Origin of the sequence: Pedobacter sp. ASV1-7 (genome assembly GCF_040203335.1) — a bacterium.
In the GTDB taxonomy this organism is placed as follows: Bacteria; Bacteroidota; Bacteroidia; order Sphingobacteriales; family Sphingobacteriaceae; genus Pedobacter.
Map to the genome: position 1 here is coordinate 713047 of NZ_JBEHBV010000001.1, position 16932 is coordinate 729978.

Sequence of the window (16932 nt, forward strand, 5' to 3'; positions counted from 1 at the left end):
ATAGTTATGAAAAAGATTTTAAAAAAACATATACTGATTATAGGGGCATGTCTGGCTATTCTGTCTGCCTGTAAAAGGGATAGTGATTATATGATAGTTACTCCTAGTCCATTTATCTCAAATTTTGATTTAAGAAAGCTTTACAGAGGGAATGAAGTGATTTTAACCAGACAAGTTACGAGAGAAGCAATCTCCGTAAAAGGACAAGTTACCTCTGATCATTCGGGGCATAATTTGCCAGAAGGCTTATTGTTTATTCAAAATTTAAGAATGACTGGTAATGGAGTCGATTCTTTAAGGGGAATGGCTATTAATATAGGTGCAGCCGCAGCAGATTACGTGCCTGGAGATTCTGTTCATATTGATATTGAGGGAGCTATCTTGAAGCGAGTAAACGGTATTTTGCAAATAACAGGAGTTCCGGCTTCTAATGTTAAAAGAGTTGCAACTGGTGTTAAGGTGATTATTACACCAGTATCTACTGTAGCTTTATTTGCTAAACCTGATAACTTTGAAGGGCTTTATGGTGCGGTATACAATGGTAATTTTGAACCTAATATTGGTGTTGAAACACTTGAAGGTACAAAAATGTTAAACGATGGTTTAGGAGATCTTCAAATGCAGGTTAATGGCACAGCTAACTTTAAATCTGAATTGTTACCTTGGACGGCTAATGTCAAGGGAATTGTAATTCAAACAACGGCAGGGGTTTCTCAGATATGGCCACGTATAAATGCAGATTTTGAAGCTACGAGTATAATAGTGGACCCTAATATTCCATTGGGTCCAAATCCAGCAATTATTACAGGCTACTTTGCAAATCCATCAGGTACAGATGCTAACTATGAATACATACAATTTATGGCAACTCAAGATTTGGATTTTAGGCAAAAACCATTTAGTGTCTACACCTCCAATAATGCAGGAGCAACTGGTTCTGATTTCCCTGTTAATGGATGGAATAGAGGTGGAGTACGTACTTATAAATTTAAACTTACTAAGGGGACCGTAGCAAAAGGAAAATTCTTTTATGTAGGTGCCTTAAAACAAATAGCAGGGCAAACCTCAACTGATATCAGTAATGCGAACTGGATTGTTAGCAAGCTTTATAATAACGAAGAAGGAGATGATAACATTGGAGATAAAACGGGTAATCTATTAGCCAATAGTGGAAATGTTGCTGGTATTTCAATTTTTGCGACTACAGATGTAAATCTATATACGGTACCTTCAGATGTGGTGTTTTTTGGTGGAAATGGCGGCGATGTTTATGGTGCTGGTGTTGGTTATTCTATTTGTAGTAATGATATGTATAATGTATATGATGGAACTACATATCAACCATTTTTCAGACAAGGGAAGAACACGGCAAAGTTTGTGGTTGCTGTTGATAGTCAGTTTAGTTATTTAGGTGGAGTGTATGATGCGACAACTAAGAAATGGACAACTAAAAGGGCACATACGACTTGGCCAATTGCTAAAAACTCTCCATTGTCTTTAATTGAACAAAGACCGGATTCTAGCAGACCAGATGTAACGAAGGTTATAAACTAAAAACAAATATTAATTTCTTTTTTCAACATGAGCTATCATTGATGGCTCGTGTTGACTTCAAAAGCTTCTCTTTTTAATGAAGATTCCATAAAAGCATTAAGATTTAAACCATTCAAAAACCAAACTAAATGAAAAAGCTATTCCTTCTAATGATGCTTTGTGCATCAAATTATGTTTTTGCACAAAAAGGGAGCCTATATGCTAACTTCCCTGAACAATTCGAATCGCCTGATACTTCTGCTAAATCCAGATATAAATCTGCAAAAGTTGATTTGAAAAGCGGGAACTGGACTTTTGATGATGCACTCTTAGGTGCTCTTGAAAATAAAGATAGATTTAACGGAAAGCAATCTGTTAGATTGCAGCAAAACAAAGACAGATCTGTGTATTTACAAATGAATTTTGACTTACCTAATGGCGCTTCAAAAGTAGAAGTAGCTTACGGTACTTTTCAAAAAGACCGTACTTGTACCTGGAGGCTAGAAGCATCTACAGATAAAGGGAAAACATGGACTCAGGTAGGTGCGGATATTTCTGATCCGGAGCCTACTTTAAAAGTAGCTACGTTTACTCCTGATATTAAAGGTAAAGTTCGTTTCCGTATTAATAAATTAGGTTTGGGTTCTTCTAAAGAAGATCCGTCTATAAAAAACGGACGTCTCAATATTGATGATCTTGCTGTATACCAAAACTAAATCACCAGTCATTTAAGATATGAATAGAAGATCCTTTATACAATCCCTCGGTTTAATTACCGGGGGTGCGTTTATCAGCTTACAGACTAATGCATTCTCTGGCTTAAAAAGAGATAAGCAGATTAAAGGTAGGGTTACTGATGGCAAAAAAGGTATAGCCAATGTAGTAATGTCGGATGGTTATAGCGTGGTGTTAACAGATGCAAAAGGAAATTATACCATTAACACAAACGACATGGCTACCAATGTTTTTATGAGCACACCTGCAGGTTATGAGTTTAAAACGGATTATAGCATAAGCAGGCAGTATGAAACACTGGGAAGTCGCAATCAATACGATTTTAAACTGCAGGCATTAAAAAAGAACGACACTAAACATAGTTTTATCGTATGGGCGGATCCGCAGGTGAAGACGAAGAAGGATGTGAAGCAAATGATGGATACTTCTGTTCCTGATGTGCAGCAATTGGTGAAATCTATGGGAGCTGATGCCTTAGTTCATGGTATTTGTGTTGGAGATATTGTTTGGGACAACCTTCCTCTTTTTCCAGATTATAATCAGGCTGTAGCAGATATGGGCATCCCTTTTTTCCAGGCATTGGGTAACCATGATATGGATTATAGAATGGGCGGTGATGAAACATCAGATAAAACCTTTAAGGAAGTATTTGGCCCTACATACTATTCTTTTAACCGAGGTAAGGCACATTACGTTGTATTAGATGATGTACGCTATTTAGGTACAGAACGTAACTATGATGGTTATATCGTAGAAAATCAACTTGAGTGGTTGGCTAAAGATTTGAAGTATGTAGCAAAGGATCAGTTATTGATCATTAGTGCACATATTCCAATTCATAATTCCGTTAAAAATAATGCGGCACTATATGCATTACTGGAGGGCTATACCAATGTACATATCATGACAGGTCATACCCACTATAACCTCAATAAAGTAATAAATGAGAACATTTACGAACATAACCATGGTACAGTATGTGGGGCATGGTGGACCGGGCCAATTTGTGGTGATGGTACTCCTCGTGGTTATGGAGTTTATGAAGTAGATGGAACCAACTTAAAGTGGTATTATAAATCAACAGGATTTGATAAAACTAAACAGTTTAACCTGTTTGTTGAGCCATTAACCAATCAGAAGCGGGCAATTGCTAATGTATGGAACTGGGATCCGCAATGGAAAATAGAATATTTCCTGGACGATAAAGCAATGGGAGTGATGGAACAACAAAAAGGTTTCGATCCTTTAGCTGTACAATTGTACAAAGGAGATAAACTACCCGTTACCCGTTCTTTTGCTGAACCGAAAAAAACTGAGCACCTGTTTATGGCACATTTTGGACCTGAGGTAAAAAACGTAAAGGTCATAGTTACTGATCGCTTCAGTGAAAAATATACAATAATTGTTAACGCTTAGATAATTAAATACAATAACCAAATACAAATCAATGAAGAAAGTAATTTGTGTAGCCACTGTGGCTTTGTTAAGTTTGTCGGCCTGTAAAACCGTACAAAAATCAAATACTATGACTAAAGTAGAATTCCCGGCCTTTAGTACTGAAGGTCACAGAGGAGCAAGAGGCTTGATGCCTGAAAATACCATCATCGGAATGCGTCATGCAATTGATCTGGGCATTACTACTTTAGAAATGGATACACATATCACCAAGGATGGTAAGGTAGTAGTGACTCATGATGACTACCTGAGCCCTTCATTTATGCTGACACCTGAAGGAAAAGAAATTCCGAAATCTGATGCTAAGAAATATGCCGTTTATCAGATGGATTATAGTCTATTAAAGCAGTTCGATCTTGGAACTAAGGTTAATGCTGGTTTTCCTGAACAAAAGAAAATAAAATCATATATCCCTTTGCTATCTGATCTTATTGATGATGCACAATCTTACAGTAAAGGTAAAAAGCAAATGTTCTATAACATAGAAACCAAGTGTAGCGCAAAAGGAGACGGTATAGTAAATCCTGGACCAGAAGAGTTTGTAAAGTTACTTATGGATGTGATCGAGAAAAAAGGAATTACTCCATATGTTGTTATCCAGTCTTTCGATAAAAGAACATTGCAAGTGTTAAATAAGAAATACCCACATGTAAGAACTTCTTTCCTGATCAATAACAAAAAGACAGTTGAAGAGAATTTAGCTGATCTTGGATTTAATCCATTTATCATAAGCCCTCTTTACAAATTGGTTAATGAAGAGATGGTAAAGAAATGTCATGAGAAGAAGATCAAAGTTATTCCATGGACAGTGAATACCAAGGAGGAAATTGTTGCTATGAAGCAATTAAATGTAGATGGAATTATTTCTGATTATCCTAATCTATTGGTTAACTAGTTTTAACAAAAGCAACAACAGCGTGTTCATAGCCAAACATGCTGAATCTTAATGCCCTCTCATCAACAAAACCAAAAACGATTAAACAAGTAAACTAACCATTTAATGAGTATTAAATTATTTTCTCCTGCTCCACACAAAGAGCTTTTACCTTTAAGCAGGATTGACCCCGAGTATAAGAAGCAACGTTTTAAAGTTTTTTTAGGAATCTTTTTGGGGTATGCAGGTTACTATTTAGTTCGTAAGAATTTCTCTTTGGCTATGCCGGATCTTGTTGATCAGGGATATACCAAGGCGCAGTTGGGCTTTGCTTTATCTGGCGTTTCCATCGCTTATGGCTTAAGCAAGTTTTTAATGGGGAATGTTTCTGACAGAAGTAATGCCCGTAATTTCCTTACGGTTGGATTAGTGCTTTCTGCATTTACCATGATTTTTATGGGGGTTTTTCCATTTGCCACCTCATCCATTGCAGTGATGTTTGTATTACTTTTTATTAATGGATGGTTTCAGGGAATGGGCTGGCCTCCATGTGGTAGGGTAGTGGTACACTGGTATTCTATAAAAGAACGAGGTACGATGATGTCAATCTGGAATGTAGCACACAATGTTGGCGGTGGTTTGGTAGGACCAATTGCGATTCTAGCTATCGAGATCTTTGCAGATTGGCATAGTAAGTTTTATTTCCCGGGACTAATTGCTTTAGTTTTTGCAGTTATTGCCTATGTTTTGGTTAGAGATACACCTCAATCATGTGGATTGCCACCCATTGAAGAATATAAAAATGACTACCCTGCAAATTATTCTTCCGATCAGGAAAAGGAATTTACTGCTAAGGAGATCTTTTTCAAGTATGTTTTTAACAATAGAATGCTATGGTATATCGCATTTGCAAATGCATTCGTATATCTTGTGAGGTATGGTATTTTAGACTGGGCACCAACTTTCCTTGAAGAAGCTAAAGGATTTACGTTGAAAGAATCTGGTCTTGCGTATTTCTTTTATGAATGGGCTGGAATTCCGGGGACTTTATTATGTGGTCTGATTAGTGATAAGGTATTTAAAGGGCGCAGAGCACCAGCTACAGTAATATATATGGCATTGGTAACTATTGCTGTATTGGTGTACTGGAAAAATCCCCCAGGAAATATCTGGATTGATAATACAGCATTAATTGCCATAGGTTTCTTGATTTATGGTCCAGTGATGCTGATTGGTGTACAAGCACTTGATTTGGTGCCTAAAAAAGCAGCAGGAACAGCAGCTGGATTAACCGGACTTTTCGGTTACCTTGGAGGGGCATTATTCGCTAATATAGCTATAGGTATAGTTGTAGATAATCTGGGCTGGGATGGTGGATTTGAGTTGATTATTGCTGCCTGTATCTTATCTATTTTCTTTACGGCATTAACCTGGAACAGGGAGAAAAAGAATTTAGGGGTTGTATAAAAGTAACTTGTAATTATAAAAACACACTAATGAACCACAGATTTCAAAGAATTATAGCAGGGTTAAGTTTGATCCTGCTATTTACAATAGGTGTAGCCAGCGCGCAGAAAGCAACATGGGACAGTACTTACAGGCCTAAAGCTTATCTTAAAAAGATAGAAGAATTTAAAGCAGAAGGGATCGATAAAAAGGACTTTGTATTTCTGGGGAATAGCATTACAGCAGGTACCAATTGGGCAAAATTGCTCGAGCTTCCCAATGCTAAAAACAGAGGGATATCCGGAGACATTACTTTTGGCGTATTAGAACGCCTTGATCAGGTAATATCAGGAAAGCCTAAAAAAGTTTTTGTATTAATCGGGATTAATGATGTGTCAAGGAATATTCCTGATAGCACTATTTTAAGGAATTATAAAAGTATCATCAACAGGATACAGGCAGGCTCAAAAAAGACTAAAATCTATTTTTACACATTATTGCCTGTAAATAGTTCATTTAATAAATTTAAAAATCATTACGGTAAAGACGATCATATTTTATGGCTCAATTCTGAAATCAGAAAGTTTGCGGATAAAAAAATAACCGTAATCGATTTATATACACATTTTCTGGATTCAGAGAATCGTTTAAAAGCAGAACTCACACACGATGGATTGCACCTGAAGCCGGCAGGCTACCAGGTTTGGGCAGAAGTGCTCAAAAAGGGTGGGTATTTAAAATAGCCACCCTCTGCTAAAAAAATCATTTCTTTATATAAACCATTGCAGGCCTGTTCATCAATTGATCAGGCCTGTTTATATGTGGTGTCTCGTTGTAAGTTTCTTTGCCCAGCCTTTTTAGTGTCTTATAGTGAGAAACCAAAGCTGTGCCAAAAGAGGAACTTTCAATATATTCAATGTTAAACTCAATTGCTGTTTGTTTTACAATAGCTCCAATAGCAGGGTAGTGGATATGGCATATTTTAGGAAACAGATGATGTTCAACCTGTCTGTTCAGTCCGCCACATAAAAAGCTAGTGATTTTGCAATCTACTCCAAAATTAGCAGTGGTCTGCATTTGATGTACTGCCCAGGCCTCTTCAATATTTCCTTGCCCATTAGGGAAAGGAAAGCTTGTTCCTTCAACAACATGAGCTAGTTGAAATACTAGTCCAAGAACCAGTCCCTGGGCAAATTGCATTACCAGAAAGCCAATTATAAATTGCCACCAGCTGATATCCATGACAAGCAAAGGCAACCCAATGAATAGAAAATAATAAATTCCTTTATAGAAGAATAGCTTGAAATATTCAATTCTGGGATGATTAGCAACATGCTCTCCAATCTTTTTCTGAAAGAACTTCTTATAATCTTTTCTGAATACCCAGGAAAGCATAGCAAAACTGTATAATACAAAAGCATAGTAATGTTGGTAGCTTTGTACTTTGTTTACTGTTTCAGCCTCCGAGAAGCGAATCAGACCAGGAGCAACATCTATATCCTCATCATGTCCGGCAATATTGGTATAAGTATGGTGAACAATATTATGGCAGATGTTCCACACATAAGGACTAGCTCCAATAAGGTTAAAGATAAAACTAAAAAACTGGTTTACCTTGCCATTTGATGAGTAGGCTTTGTGAATGGCATCATGACAAACATTAAAGCCTACAAATGCACCAAACATGCCTAGTAAAGCACAAAGCACAAGCGAAATCCCTGCATTGAAACCTGCAAAAAGAATCATCAGATAAATGGCCGATATACCAGTTAAAAAAAATATGGTTTTAAACCACATAGCTGGGTTGGCATGGATGGAAATATTGTTGTCAGTAAAGTAGGCATCTACCCTTTTCCGCACTGTCACGTAAAATGTTGATTGCTCAACATTCGTGAACTTAACCTTTTTATTCATAAATTATCCCCGCTGGGTAGCATTTTGTCTACATGTAGACCGCTAATGTAACATAATAAAAACGTACATCGTATTGTGAAGATGTTATTATTATGTATTTTCATTTATATTTACCAGTAAATTAATAGTTCTCTATCATTCAGATCTTACGTAGATGGAAAACATCAATATCAAGCAGTTGGCAAAAGCCCTTGGCCTGTCTACTTCAACAGTGTCTAGAGCTTTTAGGGATAATAGCGATATTAATAAAGAAACAAAAGAGCGGATACTCTCTAAAGCAAAAGAGTTGAATTATCAGCCCAACCATTATGCAAGTAACCTTAGGGAACAACGGAGTAAAACCATAGCGGTAATTGTTCCAGAGCTTGGCAATAACTTTTTCTCGCAGGCTATTCACGGGATTGAGAAAATTGCTCGGGATAAAGGTTATCATATTCTTATCTATGCGACAGATGATGTATACGAGAAAGAGGTTTCTTTTATCAAACATTTGCACAATGGCCGGGCAGATGGAATCATCATGTCTGTATCTGGTGAAGCAAACGATCATACTTATTTAAACGAGTTGACACAAAAGCGATTGCCATTGGTGTTTTTTGATCGGGTCTATGAAGATATTATTACTCCGAGAATAATTACTAATGATTACGACAGTAGCTTTGCTGCAACAGAGCACTTGATTAAGCAAGGCTGTAAGAAGATTGCTTATCTGGTGATCAATAAAAACTTATCTATCGGTAAGTTCAGAATGCAAGGGTATACTGATGCATTGCTGAAATACAATATTCCTTATGACGACAGTTATGTTGTAGATTGTAAAAATAGCTATCGTGCAAACAATGTGATTTTAAAGAGCATGCTAAAAGAGTTAAAGCCTGATGGGGTTTTTACTTCTGTAGAAAGACTAGCATTTGCAACATATTATGCCTGTTATGATTTAAACATATCTATTCCAGATCAATTAAAGGTTGTAGGTTTTTCAAGTCTGGAAATTGCACCATTGTTGAATCCCTCTTTAACTACTGTAACACAGCCCGCTACAAAGATCGGAACCGAAGCGGCAAACCTTTTGTTTAAAATGCTGGAGTATCCGGGATCTGTTGATCCCAACGAGATGATCGTATTAAAATCAAAGCTGATTAAAAGACGATCAACTGAACGAACAATAGATTAAAATCATAAAATAATTTAAGCTTTGAAAGTACTTTTTGATATAGTGCATTTTCTTAATTTTTGCAGATTTCTGATTAAAAATTATAGGCTAGATTGTACCAGAATTTTTAGTCGGGATTAAGGGAAAAAACCTTGTCTTTTTGATAGAGAAAAAAGGCAGTTTTTGAAAAAAGTTTCTCCAGGTTTTCAAGTTTTACGCAGAATTTCTCTCTTTTCTTTTGGATGAACTTCTATAAATTGTTGAAAACTCCGGGAACGATCCCGGGAACGATCCCGGAAAAAGAGTCAAAAATCCATATGTGTAAAAAATACACTTTCTTTTGATTTTTGTGTTTTTATATAGCTGATATAAAGATAGTTGTGTTATTTTTTTAATGTTTTTTCAGAAATGAGATGAAAAATATTTCCGCATATTTTTGGCTATTCATAATATAAAATATTGTGTTAAAAATAAATTTGATATAATATTTTGAATTGTCGTTGCTGACTGTAAATTTACCATAAGTGTTACATACACTTAATGTTAACCGAATATTAAACCTAAAAACGAGTTCAAATATGAAAGTATTTTACCTAAAAAAGCATTGCCTTTTTGTGCTTTTGGTTTTAACAGCACTAGGGGCAAATGCCCAGACCGGAACACTGGTCGGAAGGGTGTTGGACGAGGCCGGACTTCCCTTGCCTGGCGCATCGGTACAAATCAAAAGTCTCCAAAAAACTACGCTTAGTAATGCAGATGGAACTTATAAAATTATGGGTATCAGCAATGGCTCAGTCTCGGTATTGGTTAGCTTTATTGGCTATCAATCTAAACAGGAATCTTTAAGGATATCTGGTAATACAGTGGTAAACTTCAGTCTGAAACCTGATGCACAAAGTTTAAATGAAGTAGTTGTGGTAGGTTATGGCACGCAAACACGTCGTGAAGTTACCGGATCTATCTCTAAAGTAACTGGCGATAAACTTACTGCTATTCCTACGCCTAGTTTTGAGGCTAGTTTGCAGGGACAAGCTCCAGGTGTACAGGTTACGCAAGGTAGTGGACTTGCAGGAAGTGGTTCTGTAATCAGAATCCGTGGTATAGGCTCTATCTCTGCCGGTGGTGATCCGCTTTATGTGGTAGATGGTATCCCGATTACTTCTGATCCCTTTATCGGAGATAATCGGGGAGGAATGAATCAAAACCCATTAGCGACTATTAATCCTAATGATATTGAATCTGTTGAAGTATTGAAAGATGCGGGGGCAGCTGGGATTTATGGTTCGCGTGGTGCAAATGGGGTAATCCTGATTACAACCAAACGTGGTAAATTGGGTAAGGCCGTTTTCTCACTATCTTCCAAATATGGTTTTACTACTTATGCCAATCGTCCAAAATTTGTAAGCGGACCTGAATGGTTACAACTACGTCAGGAAGCTTGGGCTAATGACGGCAATATCGGTTTGGCAACATTACCAAATGGAATAAGTTGGAGCGATGCCGAAAAGAATAATACAGATTGGTGGGGATTGTTAACTAAAACTGGTCATACCAATGATCAGAGCATTTCTTACAGTCAGGGTACCGATCGTATCAGAGCTTTTGTATCTGCCAATTATAGTAACAATGAAAGCTTCCTGAAAGGAAATTCGTACCAACGTTACGGTATGAGAACTAATATTGATGTCAAAGCGACCACCTATTTTAATGCCAGTGTAAATGTAGCCTATGATAAAGGAACCAATACCAGAGTTAACGCCGCTTGGGGTGGTGGTTTAGGTGATGCGATGTCGACAGCCCTGCCAATTTATCCTGTGTATAATGCAGATGGGACCTATTTCAATAGAGGAGCAAATCCGGTAAGAAATGTGGACCTATTAGACTGGAAGTCTGTTACTGGCCGTTTAATTGCTGGTGTCACATTAGAGCTTAAGCCTGTTAAAGATTTGAGCATTAAGGCTATCGCGAATATTGATAACATGGATGTTAATGAGAATCAATTCCAGCCTCCAGCACTTAGAGATCAAACAAGAGGTTATGCCAATTCATGGCCTCAAAAAATATTTAATAATACACTTACAGGTACAGCGAATTATGACCTGCAATTGGGCGAGAAAAACAAATTGTCTTTCCTAGCAGGGGTAGAAACACAATTGTCTTACCGAAACAGATATCCGAATGGTGTTGGCGGTGAGGCAGATGCCCCATTTAATAAAGACCTTAAGAGTTACAATGATGTACTCACCGGATTTGGTACTGCACCGCTTTTGTATGTTGTTGGCGATTTGAAAGATACATTTGAATCATTATTCGGAAGGTTCAATTATTCTTATGATAATAAATATTATTTACAAGTACTAGCAAGAAGAGATGGTTCATCTAAATTTGGCCCTGAAAATAAATATGGCTTTTTCCCTGCTGCATCGGCATCATGGTACATTAGTCAAGAAGACTTCCTGAAAGGCAATAAAGTCCTTTCTAATTTAAAACTTAGAACCAGTTATGGTAAAGTAGGTAGTTCTCAGTTTCTTTCAGGGCAATATGCACCATTTTTTGACAAGGGTACTGTATACAATGGAACCAATTCGGTTTATCCAAATAATATTGAAAACACTGACCTTAAATGGGAAGAGGCACTTAATTTTGATCTGGGGATAGACTTTGGTTTTTTCAATAATCGTATTAGTGGCGAATTGGCTTATTACCATAAAAAAACTACTGGTGCATTACTTAATGGAGCTATATCGCCTTCAACGGGTTTCTTAAATGGTTGGGTAAATGTTGGGACTATTACTAATCAGGGGCTTGAACTAAGTTTAAACACGATTAATATCCAGTCCGATAACTTTAAATGGGTTACCCGCTTAAACGTTTCTCAGAATCAAAATAAAGTAATTGATTTAGGAGGCCTCTCTGCTGATGCCATCTCGGGGGGTACGAATGATACCCGTATCGCTATTGGTTACCCTCTGGGGATAAATTATCTGGTAAGGTATAAAGGCGTTGATCCTGCTGATGGCTTACCTATTTGGTTAAATAAAGATGGCTACGAAACTAAAACCTTTTCTTTGGATGACCGTGTAATTACCGGACAGGTTTTACCTGATTTTGTAGGCGGCTTAACCAATACATTTACTTACAAAGGCTTCGAGCTGAATACAATGTTCACCTTCGCTGTTGGAGGAAACCTTTATGATGGTTCAGCAAAACGTCAACTCGGTATTGTAACAGACTGGAATATGCGTACAGATATTGCAGATCGCTGGCAAAAACCTGGTGATATTGCCAGATTTCCAAGGTTGACATTAAATACCAATACTTATCCGGGACTTGCCAGTGAATGGCAATACAACTCCACTATGTTTTTGTATGATGCAACATTTGTAAGATTAAGAGAGGTGACCCTTTCTTATGCCGTACCGGCCACTTTTGCCAATAGATTGAGGTTAAATAATTTGAAAATGTTTGCTTCAGGAATGAACTTACTGACTTTCTCTAAATATCCAGGTGGTGATCCTGAAATTGCGAGAGACTTTGCCAATCCACAGGACAGGAATATGAGCCCTAATGTTACTTACCTGACCACACCTCAGCAAAAGAGTGTAACATTTGGATTATCAACCTCATTTTAATTATTGACCATTAGAACTAAGAAGATGAAATTCAATTATAAAAATATAACGAAAGTGGTGGTAATACTTGCTGTGCTTGCAGGTACAGGAACAGGTTGTAAAAAGTTTCTGGATGCCCCACCCGCTTCAAGACTGACCGAAGAAGAAGCACTTGCCGATGAGGCAGGTGTAAGAGCGGTACTTACTGGAGCTTATCAGGCCGTTGGTGGAGATCATATGTTTGGTGGCAGAATAAAAATCATGAGTGAGTTAGTAGCTGATCAGCTTGATGGAAGCCAGCTTTCGGGGGATTTTGGAGAAACTTTCTTACGTAAGTCATCCATTTTTGGAGAATATAAAAGAGACATGTACACGCAATCTTACCAGGGTATTTATCGTGCCAATTTGGTATTAGGAAACTTGAGTTTAGTGAGTGCTGCAAATCGTGATAATGTGGAAGGGCAAGCGCTATTTATACGTGCACTGATTCACTTTGAAATGGTGAAGCTTTTTGGACAACCATTCGGTTTTAATGCAGAGAATTCACAATTAGGTGTGCCAATCCGATTAACCGCTACGCCAGAGTCTAAAGACAGATCTACCGTAAAACAAGTATATGATCAGATTATTACTGACCTGAAGTTAGCTGAAGCTAAAATGTTGGATGATAATAGCGGATTTGCTAATAAATGGGCCGCTAAAGGTCTGTTGGCTAAAGTATATTTTCAAATGAATGATTTTCCTAATGCATATAATTATGCAAATCAGGTTATTTCTACAAATAAATTCATATTGGATGCAACTTATGCAACCAGATTCTCTGAAGGTCTGTCAACAGAAAGTGTTTTCCAGATCATCTCTGGCAGGGGTGTTTTTGAAGCAGGTGGAGAACTAAGAAATCAATTCCGTTCAGATTTCACATTACCATCCATCAGGTTTACAAAAGCCACTTACGATCTACTAAATACAACCAATGATGTTAGAAAGTCTTTTATAAATGCTGTGAAATATCCAGGTATGTACCCGATTACAAAGTATAATAAAGACAGGTTTAATATTCCGGTAATTTATCTTACTGAATTAAAACTGATCAGAGCAGAGTCTGCCGCAGAAAATAACATTAATCTGGATATCGCTATTAAAGATTTGAACGACATTCTGAACCGTGCTTATGCTGGTACTAAAAGTATTCCTGTTAATTCAACTGCACCATTCGTGATTACAAATGCACGTACAGAACGTAATCTGGAGTTTATAGGTGAAGGAGTCAGACTATCAGAAATCAAACGTATCGGAGCAAGGGGAGGAGAGAACATAGATAAACGCGGATCAGTTTGGAACTGCCCTGGTTTCCTATTGCAATTTCCGCAAGAAGAAATGGCTACTAGTCTGACCTTCCAGCGTAATCCAGAAGGTAATTGTTTTTAATTATAAACTTTAAGATATTAACGTATGAAACGTATTCAATATATCCTTTTCGCCATCTGTATCCTTTTGGTATGGAGCTGTAAACCAGAGGAATTTGCACCAATTGGCGAACCGCAAAATGTAGTAAAGTCTATGCAGGGGACATGGGGTTTAACTAAAGTCACTCAAATTGATCAGGACGCCAGCACAAAGGGCTTCCCTTATAAACAGCTTGACATTACTTCTGTATATCCATATACTGATTTGAATCTAGCTTTTCTGGGTGATGCACAGGGCAGCCCAAGTACCTTTACCATTACTTCTGGTAACTCTCCTAAAATAGCAGATCTGACTTCAGGAAGCTGGACTGTAGATGATGTAAAGGCACCGACTACCATTACACTAAAAAATGGGACGGTTACTAACAGTCTGAGCATAGGATCTTATGTAAGTCTGAAATCGGGTAAGTTGATCATTAAGAGAGATAAGAAGTTAAATGGAAAGGTTATCCTTTCTTACCAGTATGAATTCACTAAAAAGTAATGCGGTCATGAAAAAGATATTATTATTAATTATAGGTTGTCTCGGTACTTTGTGGGTATCAGGACAAGGAAAGGTGACTTTAAGTCCGGCCGCTTTTACCGCTGAGGATGAGGTGACAATTACGCTTGATATATCTGGTACTGCTATGGACGGAGCAAATGATGTTTACATCTGGGCTTTTTCTAATGATGGTGTTGGTGGTGGTAAAGATGCCAGTACAAATGGACAATGGGGAGCATCATCTGAGAACGCTAAGATGACCAGGACCGGACCTAATATATTCACTTTCAAATTTACAGGAACAACCCTTTTTGGGCAAAGTCCTGCAGAGCTGATCAATTTTGGTTTTTTAGGTAAAGCTAAAGATGGATCTAAACAAACACCAGATTTTAAGCCTTATAAGTTTGATCCGCTTGTGTTCACTGCCTCGCAGTTCAGGATATTTCCTGCAAAATTAGATGGTACTGATATGGCTACAGTCTACTTTCAACAAAATCTGGCTACTGATATTAACCTGCAAAGGATGAGTAATATAAAAGTGAATCTTAGCTTTTATAATGAAGCGGGAGATCCTGTTGGTTCAATGCAAGGTATTATTACAAAAAAGGAATCGACCGCTTTATTCTCTTACTCTTTTATTCCTGAACTGGTAATTACTATACCTGCAGGAATAAAGTTGGGGAAATTCAGCTATCAATTTACCGGTACGGTAAAAGATGCTGGCGGACAAGATGTACAAACCTCGGGCCCGGTAACAGAGGTAGTTTATACGGTTTTCAATTAATCTTAAAGCGATGAAATACAAAATATTATATATGCTCCTTGCATTTGTAGCAATTGCTTTTGGATGCAAGAAAACAAATTATGATGAAATGTCTAAAGGTGAAGCATTGGGTACTTTTACAGCCATTGCACCGGCCAACAATACAATGATCGTATTGAATTCGGCAACACCAGGGAAAAATATAGTGATCAGCTGGACAGCAGCTAAACCTGGTGTAAGTACTCAGCCTACATACAAATGGGTTGCAGCTTTAAAAACAGGGTCAGTTGATCAGCCAATTATTGAATTTCCATCGGATAATGGTGGTAAGGCTACAACATTGACTTTAACTCAAAAACAACTAGATGATGCTTTAAAAGCAAAAGGCATAGCTGATGGCGCAAAAGTAGAGCTAATCTGGCGTATCGTTGCTGAGAATGGCACAGTGAAAGTGAATGGCGATACCTTTAATGTTTCAGTAACCAGGTTTGGTGATGGGGTATCCAACTTTATTCTATACGGACCAGTTTCGAGTGCAGATGTTATTACCATTAATCCGATTTTAACAGCAAGTACATTACATTTCAAATGGCAGAAATCTTTTGCTGGAAAGGCTGGTGCGAATACGAGTTACAAGGTTAAGTTCATTAAGCATGATGGTAGTTTCAGTGATCCATTGTTCCAGTTTATATCAGACAATAGTGGGCTTGATTCTAACTTACATGTAAGTTATAAGGACTTAGATGCCGCACTTACAGCTGCTGGTTTAGCTGATCAATCGGCCATTGCAACTTTAAAATGGACCGTTGAGGCTACCTCTGGTACTTTCAGCAAATTTTCAGACTATACCAATGATATTTCAATTTTGAGAGATGTGAACCTTTATATGCTAGGCAGCGCTACAGAGTTTGAGTGGGACAATGGTAATCCAACTTATATGTACCGCGATGAAACCAATAGGGGTAGCTATATCTATACTGGTTATTTAAATGCTGGAGAGTTTAAGTTTATTACAGTTGTAGGTAGCTGGGCAACTCAGTATGGTAATGACGGAAGTAATGGAGTTAAGCTAAAAGCTAAAGATTCTGATCCTGATCCGGGTACTTATCAAGTAACAACTGCAGGATACTATACTGTTAAAATTAATATCAATGCTTTAACATTCTCTATTTCACCATATAATGCAGCTGGGGCAACCACTTATAATTCTATTGGAATAATTGGGGATTTTAATGGTTGGGGTAATATAACGCCAATGAGCAAAACAACCTTCAATCCGCATATCTGGACAATTACGCAAACGATTGGGGCAAATACAGGGTTGAAGTTTAGAATTGATACAGGATGGGATGTGAACTGGGGGGCTACTGCATCAAATACTGATGGAAGATATGGTAATGGACAAAGAGATGGAAGTAATCTGAATGTGAAACCAGGTACGTATAAAATCATGTTCAATGATTTGACAGGAGATTATATTTTTTATAGCAAGTAAAGG

At 37.5% G+C, this 16932-nt stretch carries 13 protein-coding genes; 12 read left to right on the forward strand and 1 reads right to left on the reverse strand.

Features of this window, described 5'->3' with window-relative positions:
* The first annotated feature begins 6 nt into the window (after positions 1–6).
* From ABDJ41_RS03130 to ABDJ41_RS03155, 6 genes are all read left to right on the forward strand, one after another.
* Entirely contained in the window at positions 7–1554 is a 1548-nt protein-coding gene (locus ABDJ41_RS03130) for a DUF5689 domain-containing protein (RefSeq protein WP_349784284.1), read from the forward strand.
* A 128-nt stretch (positions 1555–1682) separates the two neighbouring features.
* Positions 1683–2249, forward strand: coding sequence for a hypothetical protein (locus tag ABDJ41_RS03135; RefSeq protein WP_349784285.1), 567 nt, complete (start codon positions 1683–1685; stop codon positions 2247–2249).
* Positions 2250–2268: 19 nt separating this feature from the next.
* A complete protein-coding gene (locus ABDJ41_RS03140) occupies positions 2269–3684 on the forward strand; it encodes a calcineurin-like phosphoesterase C-terminal domain-containing protein (RefSeq protein WP_349784286.1) in 1416 nt (471 codons plus the stop codon).
* 31 nt (positions 3685–3715) lie between these two features.
* Complete coding sequence (locus ABDJ41_RS03145; protein ID WP_349784287.1) at positions 3716–4618, forward strand: glycerophosphodiester phosphodiesterase family protein; 903 nt, start codon at positions 3716–3718, stop codon at positions 4616–4618.
* A gap of 105 nt (positions 4619–4723) precedes the next feature.
* Positions 4724–6064: a glycerol-3-phosphate transporter gene (gene glpT / locus ABDJ41_RS03150; RefSeq protein ID WP_349784288.1), complete on the forward strand. Its 1341-nt coding sequence runs from the start codon at positions 4724–4726 to the stop codon at positions 6062–6064.
* Positions 6065–6093: 29 nt separating this feature from the next.
* Entirely contained in the window at positions 6094–6786 is a 693-nt protein-coding gene (locus ABDJ41_RS03155; protein ID WP_349784289.1) for a GDSL-type esterase/lipase family protein, read from the forward strand.
* Between the two features lie 19 nt (positions 6787–6805).
* On the opposite strand, the gene ABDJ41_RS03160 is transcribed toward ABDJ41_RS03155, so the two are convergent.
* A complete protein-coding gene (locus ABDJ41_RS03160; RefSeq protein WP_349784290.1) occupies positions 6806–7957 on the reverse strand; it encodes a fatty acid desaturase family protein in 1152 nt (383 codons plus the stop codon).
* A gap of 154 nt (positions 7958–8111) precedes the next feature.
* Between ABDJ41_RS03160 and ABDJ41_RS03165 the strand changes: the two genes are divergently transcribed.
* From ABDJ41_RS03165 to ABDJ41_RS03190, 6 genes are all read left to right on the forward strand, one after another.
* Positions 8112–9131 (forward strand): LacI family DNA-binding transcriptional regulator, encoded by a 1020-nt coding sequence (locus ABDJ41_RS03165; protein WP_349784291.1) that lies wholly within the window; start codon positions 8112–8114, stop codon positions 9129–9131.
* Between the two features lie 557 nt (positions 9132–9688).
* Positions 9689–12742: a SusC/RagA family TonB-linked outer membrane protein gene (locus tag ABDJ41_RS03170; RefSeq protein WP_349784292.1), complete on the forward strand. Its 3054-nt coding sequence runs from the start codon at positions 9689–9691 to the stop codon at positions 12740–12742.
* Between the two features lie 24 nt (positions 12743–12766).
* The gene (locus tag ABDJ41_RS03175) at positions 12767–14149 is read left to right on the forward strand and encodes a RagB/SusD family nutrient uptake outer membrane protein (protein WP_349784293.1); all 1383 of its coding nucleotides are present in this window, start codon (positions 12767–12769) and stop codon (positions 14147–14149) included.
* Between the two features lie 24 nt (positions 14150–14173).
* Positions 14174–14671 (forward strand): DUF5004 domain-containing protein, encoded by a 498-nt coding sequence (locus ABDJ41_RS03180; protein WP_349784294.1) that lies wholly within the window; start codon positions 14174–14176, stop codon positions 14669–14671.
* Between the two features lie 7 nt (positions 14672–14678).
* Positions 14679–15455: a hypothetical protein gene (locus ABDJ41_RS03185; RefSeq protein ID WP_349784295.1), complete on the forward strand. Its 777-nt coding sequence runs from the start codon at positions 14679–14681 to the stop codon at positions 15453–15455.
* Between the two features lie 10 nt (positions 15456–15465).
* The gene (locus tag ABDJ41_RS03190) at positions 15466–16929 is read left to right on the forward strand and encodes a SusE domain-containing protein (RefSeq protein ID WP_349784296.1); all 1464 of its coding nucleotides are present in this window, start codon (positions 15466–15468) and stop codon (positions 16927–16929) included.
* Positions 16930–16932: the final 3 nt, after the last annotated feature.